Annotated in this window: 9 protein-coding genes and 1 pseudogene; 3 read left to right on the top strand and 7 right to left on the bottom strand. The window is 67.1% G+C overall.

What is annotated here, in order from left to right:
• Positions 1 to 591 precede the first annotated feature (591 nt).
• Both OG595_RS00345 and OG595_RS00340 read right to left on the bottom strand, forming a co-directional pair.
• Positions 592 to 3,156, bottom strand: coding sequence for a WD40 repeat domain-containing protein (locus tag OG595_RS00345; protein WP_329266620.1), 2,565 nt, complete (start codon positions 3,154 to 3,156; stop codon positions 592 to 594).
• Positions 3,059 to 4,945: an ATP-binding protein gene (locus tag OG595_RS00340; RefSeq protein ID WP_329266618.1), complete on the bottom strand. Its 1,887-nt coding sequence runs from the start codon at positions 4,943 to 4,945 to the stop codon at positions 3,059 to 3,061. The genes OG595_RS00345 and OG595_RS00340 overlap by 98 nt, the downstream gene beginning before the upstream one ends.
• Positions 4,946 to 5,090: 145 nt before the next feature.
• Here OG595_RS00340 and OG595_RS00335 point away from each other — a divergent pair, with 145 nt between their 5' ends.
• Positions 5,091 to 5,942, top strand: a complete 852-nt coding sequence (locus OG595_RS00335; RefSeq protein WP_329266616.1) for a hypothetical protein — start codon at positions 5,091 to 5,093, stop codon at positions 5,940 to 5,942.
• Positions 5,943 to 6,183: 241 nt separating this feature from the next.
• Here the strand turns inward: OG595_RS00335 and OG595_RS00330 are convergent, their stop codons facing one another.
• On the bottom strand, positions 6,184 to 6,966 hold the full coding sequence (locus OG595_RS00330) for a hypothetical protein (RefSeq protein WP_329266614.1): 783 nt from the start codon (positions 6,964 to 6,966) through the stop codon (positions 6,184 to 6,186).
• Positions 6,967 to 8,166: 1,200 nt separating this feature from the next.
• Between OG595_RS00330 and OG595_RS00325 the strand changes: the two genes are divergently transcribed.
• Positions 8,167 to 8,358, top strand: a complete 192-nt coding sequence (locus tag OG595_RS00325) for a hypothetical protein (RefSeq protein ID WP_329266612.1) — start codon at positions 8,167 to 8,169, stop codon at positions 8,356 to 8,358.
• Between the two features lie 435 nt (positions 8,359 to 8,793).
• On the opposite strand, the gene OG595_RS00320 is transcribed toward OG595_RS00325, so the two are convergent.
• On the bottom strand, positions 8,794 to 9,204 hold the full coding sequence (locus tag OG595_RS00320; protein WP_329266610.1) for a hypothetical protein: 411 nt from the start codon (positions 9,202 to 9,204) through the stop codon (positions 8,794 to 8,796).
• Positions 9,205 to 11,015: 1,811 nt separating this feature from the next.
• Here OG595_RS00320 and OG595_RS00315 point away from each other — a divergent pair.
• Positions 11,016 to 15,224: an NACHT domain-containing protein gene (locus tag OG595_RS00315; RefSeq protein WP_329266608.1), complete on the top strand. Its 4,209-nt coding sequence runs from the start codon at positions 11,016 to 11,018 to the stop codon at positions 15,222 to 15,224.
• 209 nt (positions 15,225 to 15,433) lie between these two features.
• On the opposite strand, the gene OG595_RS00310 is transcribed toward OG595_RS00315, so the two are convergent.
• The 3 genes and pseudogenes from OG595_RS00310 to OG595_RS00300 all read right to left on the bottom strand — a co-directional run bounded on the left by OG595_RS00310 (position 15,434) and on the right by OG595_RS00300 (position 19,520).
• Entirely contained in the window at positions 15,434 to 18,262 is a 2,829-nt protein-coding gene (locus OG595_RS00310) for a dsDNA nuclease domain-containing protein (RefSeq protein ID WP_329266606.1), read from the bottom strand.
• 143 nt (positions 18,263 to 18,405) lie between these two features.
• A pseudogene (locus OG595_RS00305) lies at positions 18,406 to 18,770 on the bottom strand (hypothetical protein).
• A gap of 93 nt (positions 18,771 to 18,863) precedes the next feature.
• Positions 18,864 to 19,520 carry a hypothetical protein gene (locus OG595_RS00300; protein ID WP_329266604.1) on the bottom strand — a complete coding sequence of 219 codons (657 nt, stop codon included), beginning with the start codon at positions 19,518 to 19,520 and terminating at the stop codon, positions 18,864 to 18,866.
• Positions 19,521 to 19,668 lie beyond the last annotated feature (148 nt).

Raw genomic sequence — 19,668 nt, 5'->3', positions numbered from 1 at the left:
AAGCTGCGGCCGGGGAAAAGGGACAGGCCGTTGGCGCAGGCTGGCTTCTGACTCGGGCGACGTTAGCTGGCGATGCGTTGTTGTGGCCGCCGCACGCGACAAAGGTTCGGGATCACGGTTCCTGCTACTGCATTCGTACGGGCCCGCAGAATACCTCCCCATAGCGCGCGACCCAGCTGGTCGCGGCGATAGCAGTGGCCTTCATCGTGTTCAGCCTCTTCTCGCTGGCCTCGAAGGCAGGCCATCCGCTCCGGCCCGGCAGGCAGCCTGCGGACCTGCACCTCGGGGACCTACAGACGTCGCTCGACGCCCTCCGCCTGGGTAAAGGCGAACACTTCCGCCAGTGCCCGAAGGTGCAGGCTGGTGCTATGGACCGACGAGATCACCCGGGCAATCGACCGGCTCAAGGCCCTGCCGAGCCCCGGCTGACCAGCCACACCGACCACCCCGACGACCCGCACCACCACACCGGAGCAGTGGAACCCGGCGCCCACCCGACGCGGCACTCGCGCTGTCGGCCTGCCCACCATCAGCCACAGAAAGCGAAACGGTCCGCCGACGGAGTCGGCGGACCGTCAAGAAAGATCAAGGTTAGGGTGCGAGGGCGCTAAAGTCCACGACGGCAAAGCCGGCCGGGCCGCCGAAGGCCAGGGTGCCATCTTTCTCATTGCCCGCGAGGGCGTAGACCGACGCAGCCGTGAGGAGAGTATGGACTGGTGCGCCGGTCCATGGATCCCAGATGCGGATGCTGTGGCCATCGCCTGACGCTAGCAGCGAGGCACCGTCCTTACCGACCAGGTAGCTGAGCCTCTTCGTGCCGAGTGCGGTGATGGTTGCCACCGGACGCCAGTCGGAGGTGTGCCAGACATGAATCGCGTCTCTGCTCGCGGCGGCGAGGAGAAGGCCGTCCGGGCTGTTGAGCGTGCACAAGCTTTCAACGGGGGCCGGGGTGCCTGTGCTGAGCCGGGCCGTCGCCGCGTCGCGGTCGAGGTTCCATACGTAGACCCATCGACTGGCCCCGATCGCCACGAGTGTGCGGTCCTCAGAAGGCACCGGAGCAAGACTTGTGATCCGTGACGAGAGGCCAAAGGAACACTCGGGGAGCGTCGTGTCTGGGAGCAGTTGGTGCACGCGCAGACCTTCCTGCGGCGTGGACACGCACAAAGCGGGCCCGCCCGTCAGGTGGTGGGGCGGATCGGGCCGGAGCTCGACGGCACACGCCCGGGCCCGTTGGTCGACCGGCACAGTCAAGGTGATCTCGTTGCTGGCAATGTCCCAGACTTCGATCGCGGTCTCGGTCCGTACCGCCAGAAGGTCGGAGTTTCGTTCGGGGGTAGCTGGGAAGACGTCGTAGACCGGGGGACGGCCGCCTAGTTGGTGGATGAGCCGCAGGTCGGCGCGTCGTAGGAGCTGCACGCCCTCGATCGTGCCGAGAGCCCAGGCCTGCTCGCCGCCATAGACAAGCGAACCGAGGCTGATGGCTCGCACATCGCGATCGACTCGGGGCCGCCTCGCTGGGATCTGGTCACTGGCTGGGCGTGAGCCCTTTGGTTGCTCCCACAGCCGGATGCCGTCCTCGCCGGCGGTTGCCAGCCGCCAACTGCCGTGACGGCTCGGCAGCGCTGTCACGGCGTGTACGGGGCCGACCCGCATTGCTGCGGCTGGACGCCAGTCAGCTCCCTGCTGCTGCCAGATGACGGCCAAGCCGCCGTCGTTCAGTCCTGCCAGCGACGTTGGCCCATCACGGTCAGGGACCGAGTGAACGTGCCGCGGAACGCCTGACATCTGGCTGACATGGCCGCTCTGTGGATCCCAGAGGAGCGCACCTCGCCCCGCCCCATAAGCCATCAGCAGGTCAGCTGCCCCCTCGCGGGGGATAAGCCGCAGCAGGCGGTCTGGCGGCAGGCCGGGGTTGGGTCCGACGTACGGCTCATCGAGACCGCTCACGCGGAAGTCTGTCCGGGTCTTATGGACGATGAGCCAGCGCCCGTCGTGATCGCGGATGACTACGCTCTGGAAGCCACTTCTGGGGAGAGCCTGCAAGCGTGAGCCGAGATCCGGCAGCCACAGTTGCAGGCCTTGGTCGCGAGTATGGAGCAGCAGACGCCAGCGCTGGTCCCCGTCCGCCAGTACCTGCAGATCCATTACAGGGTGCAGGTCCTCTGTACCGGCGACCTGGAGACCGGACAGGGGATCGTACACAGCAGCGCCCCGCACGCCTGCGACGGCGAGGAACACTCGTCCGCTGCGGCCGCGGATCGGGCGCATCCCCAACGCCATCCCGGTGTCAAGGTCGACGAGATGATGACCCGAGGCAACATCCCAGATGTGCACACTGTGCTTGGTCCCCGCCGCCAGGAGCGTTCTGCCGTCGTTGAGTTCGAGGGGTGTCAGCGTCTTGATGGCGCCCGGCGGCGAGGCCAACACATTGGTCGCGGCCTCCCACGAAACGCTCTGGGGCACTGCAGGCCCGGTCCCCGGTCCCAGACGGCGGGTCCGCCCAAAGGCCGACATGTGGAAATTGATGCTACTAGCGCGCGAGCCCGAGTCGACCGATGAAGTGATGTAGGGCTCGATCAAAGCGGCTGCGGCCAGATACGACTGTGAAGGACTGTCGGCAGGGAGCGGCAGTCCCAGCCGGGACCGCAACGTCAACGATGTCTCCTGGCTGAGCAGTTGCACGGGTAGCCATTCGTCCCGCAGCATATGACCCGCATCGGCATGGGCGACCAAGTATCGCCGGATGTACGGATGCGCTGTCTCTTGGCGGCCGGATCTGACCAGCTGAGCGAGAACCTGGGTGATGCGCTGGTGGCTCGCCTCCGCGATACGCCGGCGCGCGCGGCGCGCGCGGGAGCCGACCTGCACCAAAGCTGAGCCCGGCGCCGAGAGTGCGAACGACCTGGGCGAAGACTGCAATTCCTCGGTGACGCGCTGGTGAACCGGCCGGTAGACGGTGCGGCCGTCTTCTTCGCCGCGGGCGAGGTATCCGTCGAGCCGACTCGACCTGATCAGGCGAATCGCCGCGTCCAGCGTCTCCCTGTCCGCTTCCGTGCCGTCAGGCAGAAGAGCCCGGGCCGCGGCTGGCCACACTTTGTCCCATGGCAGACCCGCGCCGAACGCGAAGGCGGTCGCCCGAAGCGCGGCCAGCAGCACATCCGCCGACACCCCCCCCGCTGAGGGCCACGTCACGCAGATCCTCACGCAATAGCGCGACCGTGCCGGAAGCCAGCCGGGCCTGCCAGCGCTGTGCCTGCAGGTTCTGGATTTCGCTGATGTTGCGTAACTGGTCAGCGGCCAGGCGCGCATCCAAGAAGGAGGGGACCGTCGCGGAAGCGATCGAGGCCGCCGTGGCCCGCGCCGTGGCCGGGTCGCGGTACGCGTCGGAGGGGCCGGCCAGCAGCAGTGCCTCGGCGTAGGCGGCGATGTCCTCTTCGCAGTCCGGGCCGTCGGTGCGCAGCAGCAGAGTTGGCACCGGCTCGCGATCATCGGCGAGGGCGCGCTGAAGTGTGTCCAATAGCGCATCGGCGCGCCCGTCCTGCAAGCGCTCGGCCGCGCTCCCGAAAGTCGGGGAGCTGCGCATCCCCAGGAGGAGACGTGTTAGCCCTACGCCTCGGTGGTCGCGCAGACGTGCGAGCGGCAGTACAACATCGCTCAGGCATGCTCCTGGCTCCTGAGCCTCGTCCAGGCCGTCGATGACCACCGTCACCGGACGCCCGTCCGCCAACTGCTCAATGTGGTCGAGCAGCACCTTGAGGGGAGCCTCCCCTGGGAGCGGCGGGGCTGCGCCCGACGTCTGGAGCAGATCGGTCAGGAGGTCGAGCGAAGTCTTCCCGCGCGCGAGCACGGCTGCGTCGATCGTGCCGACCGCCGGGCGGTCCTGCGGCGCGACCTCTCCTGCCAGTTCCGCGTACCGGGGGTTCTCCAGGAACAGCCGGTCAGTCAGTGTCACCAGCCGCGCCAGCAGGGCCGACTTTCCCGAGCCTGCGGCGCCGGTGACCACCAGCGTTCCCACGCCCTCGTGCAGGAACCCGGACAGCGTCCGCATCGCCTCCGCACGGCCTCTGAAGTACCAGCCGGTGTCCTCGTTGCTGGCGCGGCCGGACGCCCGGTCCTGCCAGTAGGTCGTGGAGAGAGCGGCCGGGACTGACAGCTCCTGCAGGGCTGGGCTGAACAGGGGCTGGTCGGACCGGTAGCGTGGGTTGGGCAGGCACGGGCTCGGGTCTTGGGTGAGCCTGGTCGGCCACACCCACAACGGCTCGGCAGACCCCGTCTGCTCTTCGTGAGCCTCCTGAAGCAGGCCCTCCCACTGATCAAAGGACAGGTAGGGATCAGCGAAGCCCGCCGGCTCGTCCGCGACCTTGGCCAGGGCACGCTGGATTAGCTCGGTGAAGGAGCCGACGTTGGGGCTGTCCTCGAAGTCCCCTGCCGTGACCACCGCCAGTGAGTTGAGTCGACGCCGCGACTTTCCGAGGTCGTCCAGAAGGTTGTTCAGTTCACTGCGCAAGGTCCCCGAGAAGCACGAGTCCACCATGATCAGGGCGTGCCTGGAACGGCTGCTCAGGGCTGCGCTGATTACTTCGCTTGTCGTCAACGCCGTACCGGGGAGCCGTTCGTCCTCGGTCAGCGCGAGGCGAAGGTAGTGGCGACCTGACACGCCCCGCTCGCCATGACCGGTGATATAGATGACCAGTGCGTCGTCATCGTCGGCTTCGGCAAGATCGCTGTCGTGTAGAAACGCCCGTACCTGACGCAGCGACAAGAGCTTCTGCGGCGGCGTCTCCACCTCGAAACGGCGGTCCGGTTCAAGCTCAGTCGAGGTCCACCAGCCAGCCACGACGGCGACCTGCTGCTCGATCGCCTTCTTGAATGACTCGTCATTCTCTCCGTAGTCGCTGACAGCGATCACGATCAGACGCCGACGATTACAAGGCGTGCCGCTCATCCCATTCCTTCTGCACAGGGATCAATCTCCGTACTGTACGACCCTGGCACTCGGTCCCGCACGGGCGGCGGGAACCAAAACAGGTACACGTTGGGCGCCGCATCAATACCATTGATAGCTCAGTCACGTGCACGATGGGGGAGTAGTGAGCAGCATTCAGATCGTCGGTGTGCATGGCATTCGTCAGTGGGACACCAACGCCCTCAAGCTGGGCACCGACTGGCGCACGGCACTCGCTTACGGCATCACCCGTTACTTCGGCGCAGCCGCTCACGTGCCAGGGCTGCTCACTCCCTATTACGGCGACGTCTTTCCCAAGACGAAGCGGTTCCAACTGAGCCAGCCGGGCCTGGACGACTTGACCGACCCGAACGAGATCAACTTCGTTGTCGAGACTCTGGAGGAATACGCTCCCGACCTGGACCTGCCCGAGCCCGACGGCACCCTGGGCGTTCCGCCCAGGGTCCGGCCGCGGATTACACAATGGCTCGCAGGACTGGACGGCAAGTGGGGGCGCGGTGCGGGCGAGACCATCGTGACGCGCATCCGCGAGCTTTACGGCTACCTCCACAATCCGACCGCGGCCGAGCAGGCGCGCCAGCGCATCGTGGGCTCCCTCACCGACTCGGACGTGCGGCTGGTGATCGCTCACTCCCTGGGCAGCGTAATCATCTACGACATGTCCCAAAGGGGCGAGATCCCCGCGCCCGGCGCCAACGGTGGCGGCGTGGGGACCCTGATCACCTGTGGAAGCCCTCTCAATTGGCCCCCCGTCAAGCGACACCTCGATGTCACCAGTGAGTTCCAGCTACCGGCCTCTATCACCTGGGTGAATATTTTTGACCCCAAGGACCCCATCACCGCTGGACAGGGGCTGTCAGGCAAAGCCACAGGCGTCCAAGACATTCAGGTCGACAACGGTGACGACCCTCACGCGGCCCGGCGGTACCTGCGCCAGGAAGCCATGGCCCGCGCTGTCCGCACAGCACTGGCCTAACCTCGCGCTTTCATGAAGCGGGCTGTCCGGCAGGCGGTCAGGTAAGAAGCTGTTGTCTTTCCGGACTTGAGGACTGCGTTTCCGCTGGTCGGGTATAGGGTCGGAGATCCCGTGGGAGTTGTGGCCTGCCGTGCTGTCGCGGGTACTCGGTCAGCACTGTGGTGAGGGAGAGCCCTCTGTGGAGTGGCAAGCGGGCAGCCTCTCCGGCTGTGTCGCTCCGCAAGGCCGGAGAGGGAGCCCTTCATCCTGTGATGCGCTTTACGAGTGGCTCATCAGCGGCAAGCGTCTCAAGGAGTGCTGCACGCATTGCAGGATCCACTGGCTGTCGCGCGCGACGCTCCAGTGGGCTGGTCCCCTCATCTGAAGCACCCAGAAGATTGCTTGGCTCCAGCCGCAGTCCTGCGCGCAGCCGAAGGATGACATTGCTGTTGGGCAGCAGCTCGCGGCAAAAGACGGCTGGATCGCCTATCGATAGACCAGCGGCACGGACCATGTCCCAGGGAAGGTCATAGTGCGAGGAGCCTTCGCCAGTCACAAAGCGCACCCACTTGCCGACTTGTGCGGCCAGGACTCCAGGAACTACGTCCTCGTCGGGAACCGGGGGCAGGCCAGCGCGTGCATCGGTGACCGCGTCACTGAACGTATGCAGAACATGCCACGCCGCGCGGCTTCGCGGCTCGGATGGACGTACAAGTTCCGCCGGTCGCACGCGGTGCTCTGTGAGGAGTTGCCTCAAGCGTCCCTCGAGAGCCGTGGACGCATTTCGGTAGAGGTCAGCCGATGTGCTGTCTCCCCGCCGTGAGAGCACTGCAGCGTCGATGTTCAGTTCGCAGAACAGGGATACTTTGCCGCCGAGTCGGCCGCCAGCTTCATGGACGGCTTCCTGGACCCCTTCGGAGACGACGTGATTGCGGCGCAACGTCCGCAGCCGGGCTTCTGTCGGCTCCCCGACGGGGCTGTATGCGTTCAGTACGCCTATCCAGCTTGCTACAGGCCATGGGCGGACCGGGGCTGCTTCGGTCATGTCGGCAAGGACTTGCACAGCCGCTCCTCTCTGATGGAAAGGTGCCTCCTCAGGGGCAAGGAGTGCCGGAACGTGCGCGGTGCGACCCGGAGAGATCTCTCCGGGAGTGCTTGCGCGACCAGGAACGACATCACACAGCCGACGAACAGCATCACGCAGCCGACGAACAGCATCACGCAGCCGACCGTCGCGAAGAGCACGCTCGTATGTGGTTGCATGGACACCACCCCGATCCGTCGAAAAAACGCTTCGGTGTCACAGTAAGTGTATTCCGGGCGTTTGGTCAACCGCATCTGCGGCCTGCCGTTTGTCTCTCTCTGCAGTGTGCACCAGCGATGAACTGCGCTTTTGTCATGTGGGCTGGAGCGTCAGGTAACGAGAAGGGGGAATGCCGTCACTGCTGAGGGTTGTCCTGATCACGCATCGGGCAGGTCGACGAGCGATTGGCGGCGAACCCGGGGAGCGCATGCGCATTCTGGGACTGCATGCCTCGTGGGCAGAGTTGGCGCTGCCCCTGCGCACTGTTCTGCCGGCCTGCGGGGTGAGGGCTGTGCGGGGTGAGCATCGTCCACGTCTGCTGTACCGGCTGGCGCGGGTGGTGGAGGATCGGTTGCCCATCTGATTGTGGCGCCACCGGAATCCCGCCTCCGCTACCTGCCCGAAGCGGATCCGCCGTGTGAAGTGCAGGTCATCCTCGATGATGGGGATGGCTGTCTATGAAGGTGCCCATCGGTGGAGGCGGGCCCCAATCCGGCTGACGTGGACGGGCTGAGCCGTAGGAGCGTCGTCCCGTCGAAGTCGAGACCCTGGCGGGTGCCTATGGGCCATCTCGTGCTCCTGGGGGTTGCCTGTGGTGGTGTAGGGCTGATGTTGAGCGTCGCGAGGCGGGTCGGGGATCGGCTGCCCGTTCGTTTCCCGCCTGTCCTCCTGGGCTGCGCTGACTGCCGGACCGGCGGGGAGGGTGGCGGCGTATCGTTCGCAGCCTGGCTCCAAGGGGTGAGAGTCAATAGTTGCAATGAGAAATGCAATAGCAAATATTGTTGTCGCTTGGGTGGTTCCCCTTGGTCGCTCGTGATGCGAGTATGCCCGTTCGGCAGGGGCTGGCCGTGGCTGGGTGCGGACGGCAAACGACATGGATGTAGGTCGCCGGGTGGTTGACGGCGCGGCGGTCGCCTCGCTTGTGCGGATGGGCTCGGCGTAGTGCTCCAGGCGGTCGGTGAAGTCGTCGTCACCTCCGAGGGCATGGGTGACGCGCACGGTCACATGGGGAACGAGCGGGTCGGGTGCGAACACGGCCTCGGCCTGCCGCTCGCCCTCGCCGTCATGCGCGTCGAGGAACTCCGGGTCGCCCCAGGGGAGGTTGTGGTCGACGGCTGCCGTGCGGATCCATGACGCCCTCGGCCGCTGGGGCCACCGTGTACTCGTACACCTCGACGGCGGACGTCACCACGTACCGGCGGGTGCGCCCCGCGAAAACCTGGCGCGCGGTCTTCGCATGCCGCGGTGTGTAGCAGACCGACTCCGTCCGGGCGGCCATGCGGCGCCCCGACCGAACTCCGGTTCGTGGGGCATCGGATAGAGGCACGGCAGGCCACCCGTCCGGGTCCGCCCACGCCGTCGCACTCTCCGGGATCTTCTCCCCTGGAGCTGTCGGGAGGGACGGGCGGCGATCACCTTGGCGCTCTGAAGGCGAGATTCGACCTGTTGAGCGACATGGCGATGGGTCTTTAGGGGTTAGGGCTCGCCCAGGTCGGCGGAACCGTTCTGGCGCGGGCGTGCCCGACTGAGAGGGCGGCGGGTTCCCGGAGAAGGGCTGGCCGATGCCGGTCAGCGGATGCGGGTGGAGTGGACCAGGTAGTCGCCGTTGGTGCTGCGGCGCTGGATGCCGTGGCGGCTGAGAACGGTGCGAGAGGCCTCGTTGGCCGGGTGGACCGAGGCGTGGAGGAAGACGACCTGTTCCTCCACGTGACGCGAGACGATGTCCATGAAGACGGCCTCTAGGACCGCCGTGGACGCGCGGCGGCCGTCGGACAGCGACTTTCCCTGGTGATCGACACCTACCGCATAAGCGACAAGCGCCCGCTCGCGAAAGCCGGCCGGATCGTCGGCTTCGGTCAGCGCGTGCACGGCCGCCCCGACAAGGTCCGTTCCGTCCAGGACGAGGAGCAGGCGCTGGTCGTAGACGGCTTCGTGCTGGTTGCACGACGTGATCGCGTCGCGGCGGAAGTAGGTCTGCACCTCATGGGCCCAGGGCTGATCGCACGCACGGCGCCGGGGATGATCCGCAGGGCAGCAGGCGAAGGACTGGAGAAGCCGGCCATCGCGTTTCTCTCCGCGCCGCCAAGAGACATCGTTCATCCTTGAGCCCGCTTCACCTGCGGCATCGTCATCGCGGGCAGTCCCGTGAAGGGTGCATGAGCCGGCGGCCGTGTGTGTGCCGGCAACAGACGGACCGCGTCGGCGTCACCCACGCCCATGGAGGCTTGCACGATCGCTCCGATCCGTCGAAAGAACGCTTCGGTGTCAGGTTAGGCATGTCGTGACGCTGGGTCAAACGAGCATTAGGGATAATGAGTCCTGATCTCAGACGACTTGGGCTGGCCTATGGATCCTGTCCCACCGGCGGCGGTCTGGTAGAGGGCGCCCGGTGCACGTTAGGTGTCTCCGGATGTGGCGACGCCCGCGACGCATCCCCGCGTGCGCGAGCGCGCTGGGCGGTGGGGGTCTGCCCGCCCAGCGCTGTCGCCGATGTCGACTGCAGGCGCGAACACCTTCTCCGGGATGTTCCGTGGGCTGCCGTTCAAGAGGAGGGCGGCTGGCGGAGAGACCCGTGCGGCGATCCCGGTCGGATCCCCGGCAGGGCCAGTCAACGACGAGCGGAGGGAACGACGCCCCAGGTGCCCCGTCGAATCCGCGGTGACTGCTCGGGCCGTAAAGGTCGACCCGTCGTCGATCCGTCGACAGGATCGGAGCTTCGTCCGGCGGCTGGCGGTGGAAGTCGACCTGAAGAACTGGATTTTTGCTCAAAGATTCGCTTTAGTGAATATTGAAATGGCGTCCACTGTAGCCGGCCAGGCATCTGGTCCGGGACCGCCACTGCATCCGCTCCGCCAACGGGGAAGCCCGCACTCCTCGCCGAGAAGACTTCTTCACGGACACAGGCCCGCGCGCCGCGACATCGCCACTGCAGCGCGAGCTCTGCGCAAGGCCTGAGTTCGGCGTCATACCGCTTACTGGTTGGGGTAGGTCAGTACGATGCGGGCAGTGGCGGCTTTGCCCTGTTCATCGGTGAGGGCGAACAGGTTCATCAGTGCGCTGACTGCGGCGATATGCCCTGCTTGTCGACGAGGGCACTGTAGATGCCCGGCAGGTCCGCGCCGCTCACCTCGCCTCCCGCGCGGTGCGCTCGATCCTCCTGTACGGCATCGGTGCCTTCGCCCAGCGTCCCCGCATGGTCACCGGCTCCACCTACCCCGCGCCCTGGAGCGCGATGTCCCGCCGGACGCATTCGCTTCGACGACGAACTGATCACCTGGCAGAAACCCACCGGCTTCGCCCGCTACCCCAACGCCTACCTTGAATGACGCTGATTACCTGCTGCAGTTTTGGGAGACCGGACCCACGGTGCGCCCTCCCCGACTCGGCCCCTATGGCGGCAACCGAGAGCCCGGCTACTTCAACTGGGCGTTGGCCGGTGCTGGCGTACCGTTTCTGCGGAAAAGCCAGAACTTCAGGCGGGGTGCCCAGATTTGCCAGGGCAGGGGTTCGGTCACGGAGACCTCCACGGCCAGCCTCCGCCAGAAGTCCGGTGCCACCTCCAGCAGCGTGCTGCCGGGCCGTAATTCGTACTCCGAGTCCGCTGGGGAGGAGTTGGGGCCTCGTCTGTCTGAAGGCCGTGACGCCAAACATGAAGAGGATCGGCCGCTCGGCTTTGCCTGTCCTACCGACGGCGGAGGTCGCGATCCGTGACCCCGTACGGCGGCTTCTCGACGATGGTCAACCAGCGCCGTTACCGGCGATGTCAGTGCGTCCCTCTACGCTTTGAAGCTGTGACGGCAGCAGCATTGTCCAAAGTGGTCTACCCCTGGGCGCGGCAGATGGTGTCGCTGGGAGATTGGACACCCGGCCGAGACTGGAGCAGCGCGCCTGCCGCGGAAGGGGACCACGGTCGGCGGCTGGAGGAGCTACGGGACGTGCCGGTGCTCGCCCTGTTCGGAGAGCGGGGCGCGGGCAAGTCAGTGGCGCTTGTGCAGGAGTATCAGACCCTGGAGGCTGCGCGTGCCAAGACGCGGTGGGTGAACCTGGGGCGGCACCAGACACAGTCCCAGGTCGTGACAGCACTGGCTGCCACGTCCGCTGCCCAGGAGGCGGGGGAGTGGTGGGTATTCCTGGACAGTGTCGACGAGGGCTTGAACGTCCTGCCTGCCCTGGGCGGGCTGATCGCCGACTGGATCGACTCACTCGCCGTGGACCAGCGAAGCAATATGAGGCTGCGGTTCAGCTGCCGCACGGGGCGCTGGCCCGACGTCCTGCAGGACACACTCACCAGGCACTGGCAGTCGCCACTTCAGGTGCGGCACATGATCCTGGCTCCGCTCAGCGACCACGATGTTGCCGTCGCCGCTGAAGACTACGGTCTGGACGCTGATGTCTTCGGCACCGTGCTGCGCGAGCGGGGCCTGTCGCAGTTGTCCAGGACTCCCGTCACCCTCTTGCAGCTGCTCGAACATCACCGTGTCAACGGGACGCTGCCTGCCACTGCGGCAGACGCCTACGAGCAGGCCTGCGTGCTCTTGTGTTCCGAGACCCGACGCCCGGCCGACGTCCGTGAACTGCGGGCTCAGCCCACGGGGCAGCGTCTGCTGCCGGTTGCCGCCCGCGTCGCGGCGACGATGCAGTTCGGCGCACACAACGTGCTGAGCGATACCTCCCCGCACCCCTCCGACCGCGGGGAAATCACCCTGGCCGAACTGGAAGGAGGACATGAGCCCGGCCTGCTGGACGGGCAGGTCCCGTGCACGACCGACGAACTGCGCCGACTGACCGAGTCTCATCTGTTCGATCCTGTCGGCCTGTTGCGGTGGACCTTCGCGCACCGCAGCTACCAGGAATTCCTGGCAGCCCAATATTTGCAAGCCCACCAGCTTGACCCGCCCGCCCAGGACGGATTGCTGTGGGTCGGAGACGGCGCAGCGCGGCACATCTACCCGGCCCACCGCGAAGTGGCCGCCTGGCGCAGCGGCACCGACAGCACCCTCTTCGAAAACCTCCTGCGCGACGATCCGCGGGTGCTGCTCCTGGCCGATCTGCCCGCACGGCCGGCCGCCGACCGGGCCCGGGTCGTCGAAGCCATCTTCAGCCTGGTCCAACAAGACGACACGATCGACATCGACCATACGACGCTGCACCGCCTCGAACACCCCGGACTGTCGCAGCAGCTTCTGTCCCGCCTGCGGCCGGACGCGGACACGCTGGTGGTGTACACCGCGCTGCAAGTGGCCCGATTCTGTCCTCATCCAGAGCTGACGGATGCCCTGCTGCAGGTCGCCGGGACCACCAGCCTGCCCGAGGAGCTACGCGCCCTTGCCCTACGGGCCGTCGCCGACTTCCGTCCCGCGGATGTCCCGACAGTGGAACGGGTCAGGCAAGTGGCGGCCGATGACCCTTCACCGGAAGTTGTCGCTGCCGCTCTCTATCGATTGTGGCCCAGCCATCTGTCCCTGCGAGAACTGCTCGACCTCTTTCGCGATCCGGCTGCCGACTACTACGGCCGCGCGTGGGTGCTGCGCTCGGAAATCCCTGCCCAGCTGACCGCAGCCCAGACCGGGGAGGCTCTGCTGTGGGCCCGCGACACGATTCAGCGGCCACTACCGGGGCACAGCATTGTCCTGGCCACCAGCCTGATCAGTCGCGCGGTCACCCTGGCCGGTATCGACGGGCTTCCTGGACTGCCTCATCCCGAGACCGTCATCGGTGAGGCGCTCCTCGCGCTGGCCAACCACAGCGATCTGCTGTACGGCCTTGAAGGACGCACCGAACACGAGGCCTTGGGCGACGCCTTGCGCGCCCAGCACAGCCTGCGCCGCGCCCTGACACTCCACCTTCTCACCCACCTCGGCGAGCAAGACTTCTTCCGCGTCTGGAGCGCGGTGCCACGTGGCGGCCTGACCACCTACGACGACGCGTTCTACTGGATGGGGCACTGGGAACAACTCGCTGACGTGCCACCCGCACTAGCCCGGCTGGTCGTATCCATCACCCCACCGGCCGACCCTGATCTGCAAGCTCTGGTAGAAGCAGCCTGCCGAGCCCATCCCGCCCTCCGGCAGATCACCGAGCGTTGGGCTCCGGCCCCCGACCCAGAACCCCGCCAAGAAGCCGACACCACTCGCGACGAGAGCCGCGTCTACAGCGAGACACGGCTGCGCGAAGCGCTTGCCGCCGTCCACACCGCCACCTCCGAGAATGTCCGCCATACCTGGGGCACCGTCATCGACCAGATGAGATGCACCCACGACGGAGCCGAGCCTTCTCGCCTGTGGGAGGATCCGCTGCTCCTGTGGGCGCACCACGCCCCGTCCCGTCCGGGGCAGGGCAGCGACCTCGATGCGGAGCTGCGGGCTGCTGCTCGGCAGGTGCTGACGACCGCGCCGCCCCTGCCATCGCACCTGCTGGCCTATGGCGGGCGCGCCAATCCGCGCCTGATGCTGGAGCTCAGTGCTCTCGCCGTACTGGGAACCCCGGACGAACTCCCCTCGACGCCCCCTGCCCACTGGGCCAGCTGGGCTCTCGCCCTGGCCACCACGAACGCTTACACATCCCCTGGCGAAGCCGTCCGGAATACCTTCCTGCTCTACTGCGCTGAACAAGCCGGCCCCGCCCTGATCACCCTGCTTGACGAGGTGCTCCGCGATCCCCACACGGACGCCGCCACCACACACGACCTGGCCCGCCGCCTCGGCGCCCACACGCAGCAGGACGCCGTCGACGCTCTCGCCGTCTGGGCCGACCACCCAGACCGCGACCCTGAACACTGGCAGGGCGTCACCAGCGCCCTGGCCTTCACCGGCCACCCCAGCGCCTACGCGCGCCTGCAGGCGACCCTCGACCTCGATCCTTCGAACTCGGCCATGACACCCGAAACCCTGACCCGATGGCTCATGGCAGCGCAGATCCTTGTGTACTGTCCGGCACTGCCGAAACTGTGGCCGCTCGTGCACAAACATCTGCACAACGAGATACTCGCCCGGTCCTATATCGACCAACTCGGCCAGCGCCCCGTGCACCACTACACGCAGCCGCACCAGCTGGCCGACCTGACCGAGGAAGCCCTCGCCGAGCTATACCTCGCGCTCGCCCGACATGCTCCAGCGGAAGCTCTGGACCCGCCCTTGCGCTCCGGCTGGATCGGCGAGGACCACTTCGGCGAGCTGATCCGATCCATTCCACCGCTCCTCCAGGCCAAGAACACGCCGCAAGCTGCCCACCAGCTGCACCGTCTGGCCTCCCAGACAGGACTGTGGCGTCTACGCCACCTCGCCCGGCAGACCGCAACCACCGCCGCGCAATCCCTGCACGCCCCGGTAACGCCCCCTCAGCTCAGGGCACTTGCCGAATCGCACCAACGCCGCTGGGTTACTGACGAAGGACACCTCCTGGCGCTCGTGCTGGAGGCTCTCGGCCGCTTCCAACACGCTCTGCATCGTCCCAACGGCCTGAGCATCGCCCTGTGGAACCGCTCGGAGTTCTCTGCGGCACAAGCCGAGTGGTGGCCCTGTTGGGAGGAAGACCTCAGCGACATCCTTGCCGCGTTCCTCCTGCAGGACATCGGCGGCTACCGTGTGGTCGTCAATCGTGAAGTCCAGCTCGACCGACCGGGTCTGGCTGGCCGCCGCACCGACATCCAGATCGAGGTCCCAGCCCCGCCAGACAGCGGACACGACCCGGTCAGACTGGTGATCGAGTGCAAAGGCTGCTGGAACAGCACGCTGCCCACAGCCTTGGAACACCAACTAGTCGACCGCTACCTGAACACCCCTCGCACGGCAGGCATCCTGCTGACCGGCTACTTCGACTGCGACCGTTGGTCGGCCACCAAGCGGCGATCCTGCCCCGCAACCCATCACACGCTCGCGTCAGTTGACCAGCACCAGCAAAAACAGGCCCATACACAGCAAGCCCTCAAGAGTGTCCCCGTCGCAGCCTTCACCCTCGACTGCACCCTGCCTTCGCCGCCATCGCAAGGTCGGCAGGCATGAATTGCGGCGACGAACCGGGCGGCCATAGGGCCGATCAGATGCCCACGATGGCCAGCGTATGTTGCAGGCCACGGCAGTTCGGTGACTTTGCCGGCCCGCCCGGGCCATCCACATCGTGGCGTCCGGCGAGAGCTGGATCCCGGATGCCCCTTCGTCCGTCCGCCGATCGTCCTGAGCAGGATGCGGCTTTCTCGGAGCCGGTACGGGTGTCAGAGGTCGGTTGAGAGCTCACCGATGATCTGCCGGCCGCGTGGGTCGCCCAGATCGGTCAGTGCCTGGGCGGCGGTCTTGCACCAGTCGAGCCAGTCCGGGTCGCCCCGGTAGTCGCCGATCAGGGTGTGCAGTGCGTGAACTGCCGCGTCAGGGTCCAGGGGGGCGAGCCGGTTCGCCGCGTCGAGGCGGTCGTCGAAAAGGATGTCCGCTCCAGCGAGGTACTCCAAGGCCGGGCGGGCGCGCTCGTCCCCGGCAGACAGGAGTATGTCAGCGGCTCGTACCCGGACGGAGTCGTACAGGTGAGAGTCGCGGACGAGCCGGTGGCAGGCATCTCTCCCACGCACCGGGTCCAGTTCCAGCAAGGACCTGGCAGCCAGGAGACGGTCGCTGAAGTCCGGGCTGTGCGGGTCCTCGTTGAACTCCTCGTCCAACAGTCGATCGTCCACCAGTGTCTCGAGCGCGGTGGTGCCGTCCTGGAGGTTCAGTTCCGCCAGCACGCTCGCCGCCCAGACGCGTGAGGTGGCGTCACGGTCGTCATCCGCGCTCGCTGTTGCCATGGCCTGTGCAGCCGTCTGGACCAGTGGTTTCCACGTGTCGGCGAGCAGGGTGCCCAGGGACAGCTGGGTGGCTATCAGCAGGCACCCGCGGATGTTGTCGGGCACCGCCAGGGCCCTGAGGGAGGTGGCGGGATCGGTGGGCGGGGCGGTTCCGGGGTCGATGAGAAACCCGATGTAGGAGGCGGTGTCCAACGGCGCACCCCACGGGGTCGTCCCCCCGTCCTCCTCCCAGGGGCCGAGCAGCCGGCCGAGCTCACGGGCATGGGCAGAAGGGGTGCGCGCGAGGTGGCGGGCAGCGCAGTACTCCTGAAGGGTCTGGTGGAGGAAGGCGAAACCGTCCCCGGAACGAGTGAGCAGCCCGCTGCGCTCCAGGACCGAGGCCAGGAAACCGTTCCAGTCGTCCTCCGGAACGGCGCGGGGGCGCCGCGCGCTGCCCATGGCGGCCAGCGCGCCAACCCAGGACGTTACGCTGCCGCTGCGATGGTCATACGCCAGGCTGTCGATCGTGTCCGCCAGTTGATCAAGCAGGTCATGGGCCCGAGACACGGCCGTGAGGCCGAAACGCGCAAGGGCGGCTTCGGTCTGGCTCCGCACTCCCGACAGGCCCCTGCCGCTCATACGGCGGTGCAGCAGGTCGGTGAACCTCGCGTACAGCGCCCCCCGGGTGGCCGGCAGCGACTGACCGGGATGGGCGGCATAGAGCTGGCACAACATCGTCGCCATGAGCGGAGTGCGGGCGAAACCGGTCAGGTGCGCGTCGTCCAGCACGCGGACGAACCGGCCTGCCGCGTCCCGGGAGTTGGGTACACCCAAGCCGTCCAGGACGCGTTGGGCCGCGCTGGACAGTTGGCTGCGGGAGAAGGGCACCACCTGGTAGCGGGGCACGCCGTGACCCAGGATGCGGAGATCCTTCCCGGGAAGCGGCCGGGTGGCCACGACGAACCGGTACAGGGGGTCGGGCTCGGCGGCGAAGCTGGCCAGGGTGCGCAGGAGGTTCTGCCGGTCGTGCCGGTCGGTGATCTCATCGAGTCCGTCGACCAGCACGAGCCAGCGGGCGCCCGGGGCGGGCCTGCTGAGGAAGAACTCGTCGGACAGCGTCCGCTGCAGTGCGAAAGCGGCCAGCTGTGTGGTTGCCGCTGCCGCCAGAGCATTTGGCAGGGGAGAGCCGAGCAGCGCTGTGGCTGGCACGGTCACCCCGAGCAGTTGCTGGTCCTCGCGGGCCAGCCAGCGTTCGGCCGAGTCGGCCTGCACCGCGCGCAGGAGGCTGGACTTCCCGCCGCCCGGGCCGGCAAGCACCAGGCACACGGGTGCGCGTCCCAAGAGCGCGGAGGCGTCGGCAACATCGCCGGGAGACTGATCTGCCGGACTGCCGTACTGTTGCCCGTTTTCCGAGTCGATCCGGTGCAGGCGCTGCGGCACATAGACGGAACTCAGCGACGGCACGCCTGCCTGCCCGGCCTCAGGATAGGGATGTGTTTGTGCTGCGAGCCGGCTTGCGCGCACGTAGTCGGCCAGGTCCGGGCGGGTCAGACGCAGCGCGACGTCGCGGAGCTTCTGCGGCGTCAGGCGTTTGCGCAGGACCGCCTTCGGTACATCGAGCTGTGTCACCAGCGCCTGCCAACGCGGTCCCAGGCTCCCGCCCATCGCGAGCCTGACCCGGTTGAGGAGATCCGCGTGCAGCACCTCGACTTCCCCGACCCGTAGATGCGGGGTCAGCTCGAAGAGCACATCGCGGTTGCGGCGCTCCAGCTCGTAACGGTCCGGCAGTTCCTCGATGCGTACCAGCCGCAGGAACTCCGCAGTCTCGGCAGCGTCCGCATCGAGGTACTTGGCGATCCTGCCCAGCCGCTCTGCGCTGTCGCCTCCCTGTCCCCGCGCGATTGCCCGCACATCCGCCTCGGAGCTCAGCGGACCCTCCACACCGAGCGTCAGGACGTACGGCAGGTCCCTGTGCTCCCGCAGGGCGCGATGGGTGCGCAGAAGGCTTGCCAGAGCCTTGCTCCGAAGCACCTTGGACAAGGTCCAACTATCCTGCTTCTCGCGGGACTTGATCTGCTGGAAGTCCCACAGCGCCACGTCGCCCGCCACCGTGCCGCCGGCCCGGGCGACCAGGACATCCTCGAAATGTTCGCACGTCACGTGGACCACTCCGCCACCCGCCAGCATCTCCAACACCCCACGGAGCGTGGCCTGCGCCTGGTAGGTGAAACGCTCCTCGGTTGCCGAGCCCGTGTCGTCAGGCGCCGGAAGACGGCCTGGATCCTGCATCCCCCGATGATCCCCTCTGTGGGCCGGTCCTCTCTGGCCGCAGCATAGTGACAACCCGTCATGCGGACTGCAGGCCGCGCGACCGGCGCCAGACAACGGCTGAGAAGCGCCACCGCGCAGACGGGGAACATCGACTACGGCGGCTACGGCCGCAGTTCGGGGAATGCCTCCTCCCATACGTCCTTGACGGCCCTGCTGGTGAGCCTGTGGAGCACCGGCCACAGCTCAAGCAGAATGTCCCGGTTGAGGAAGCGGCACAGGTCGTCGCGCATGCCTTCGGCGAGCACCGTTCTGTACAGGCTCATGCGCTGGCGCGGCCGGTCCAGATCGAGGGTGCGCAGCCCGGACCACGCGATGTGCAGCGGCAGTTCCACCCTCCGCGCTCGGGTCCGGTCAGGTCGTCGAGACGGGAAGGCAGCCGTCGCCTGTACCTCGCTCGCAGCAACGACGCGACGGAGTCGGGGTCGTTGTGCACGCTGTCCCTTTCCTCTTCCTCTGCGCGTCGCATGATTTGAGGAGGCCAAAAACTCCGTCTGCGACTGATGATCTCCGCTGTCGGCTGGCAGTGGTCCTGGTGTGCCCAGTAAGGCACCCCCGGTGATCAGCTGGTCTCGGGCTGGTGCTCGGCCGGGGCCGTTGCGGGTGTGGTCGGCTTCTGGGCGTCGGTGGTGGTGTAGTAGACGGAGCTGCCCTGCTTGGTGCGCTGGACGTGGCTCTTGGCGACGAGTCCCTCGACCGTGGTGCGCACGACGGTGGTCTTGATATTCCGGTCGGGGTGGGCCTGGCCGAGTGCGGTGGCGATCTCCGCTGCGGAGCGGGGTTCGCTCTGCTCGGTGAGGTGGCGGCGGATCAGCTCGACGAGGGTGGGCTGGACCGCCTTCGCTGCCGTCGCCTTGGCTGCGGCCTCGGGCTTCTTGGCGGCCGGCTTCTTGACCGCCTCGCCGCCTTGCGCAGCGACAGTCTTCTTCGCCCGTACCCGCTTGCCCGCATCGGGCTGCGCGGTGGTCTTCTGCCGCGGTACCGAGGGTGCTGCGGCCGCATCGGGAGCGGGCTGGGTGACGGTGTCCGTGGTGCCAAGTGCCTTTTGCATGCTCGTCAGCACGGTGTGGTCGTGTTGCAGGGCGAGCAGTTGTTCCTGCAGTGCGTCGATTTCCGCGCCGATGCGGTCCTGCTCCTTGGCGTTGCGGTCAAGGTCGCCTGCCACCTGGGCCGTGTAATGAGACGTCAGTTCGGTGGTGGCGGTCTGGGTGTCAGGCATGATGCTGGCCTTTCCTCGGGGCGCGGCCTCGGGCTGAAGCAAACCCCCGGAGCAGGCGCCTGGGCTGGGCGGTAGGGCTTGATTGAGTCATGGGTGGCCGCACCTGGTGCAGTCTGTCCCCGTGTAGCGATGGTACGGGCGGGCGGAG

Origin of the sequence: Streptomyces sp. NBC_01451 (genome assembly GCF_036227485.1) — a bacterium.
GTDB lineage: Bacteria > Actinomycetota > Actinomycetes > Streptomycetales > Streptomycetaceae > Streptomyces.
This window is presented reverse-complemented; position numbering and strand designations above follow the sequence as displayed.

Excerpts from the sequence above, each read along its gene's own strand:
- OG595_RS00310 (WP_329266606.1), bottom strand. The coding sequence starts at position 18,262 with ATGCAGGATCCAGGCCGTCTTCCGGCGCCTGACGACACGGGCTCGGCA.
- OG595_RS00340 (WP_329266618.1), bottom strand. The coding sequence starts at position 4,945 with ATGAGCGGCACGCCTTGTAATCGTCGGCGTCTGATCGTGATCGCTGTC.
- OG595_RS00300 (WP_329266604.1), bottom strand. The coding sequence starts at position 19,520 with ATGCCTGACACCCAGACCGCCACCACCGAACTGACGTCTCATTACACG.
- OG595_RS00330 (WP_329266614.1), bottom strand. The coding sequence starts at position 6,966 with ATGACCGAAGCAGCCCCGGTCCGCCCATGGCCTGTAGCAAGCTGGATA.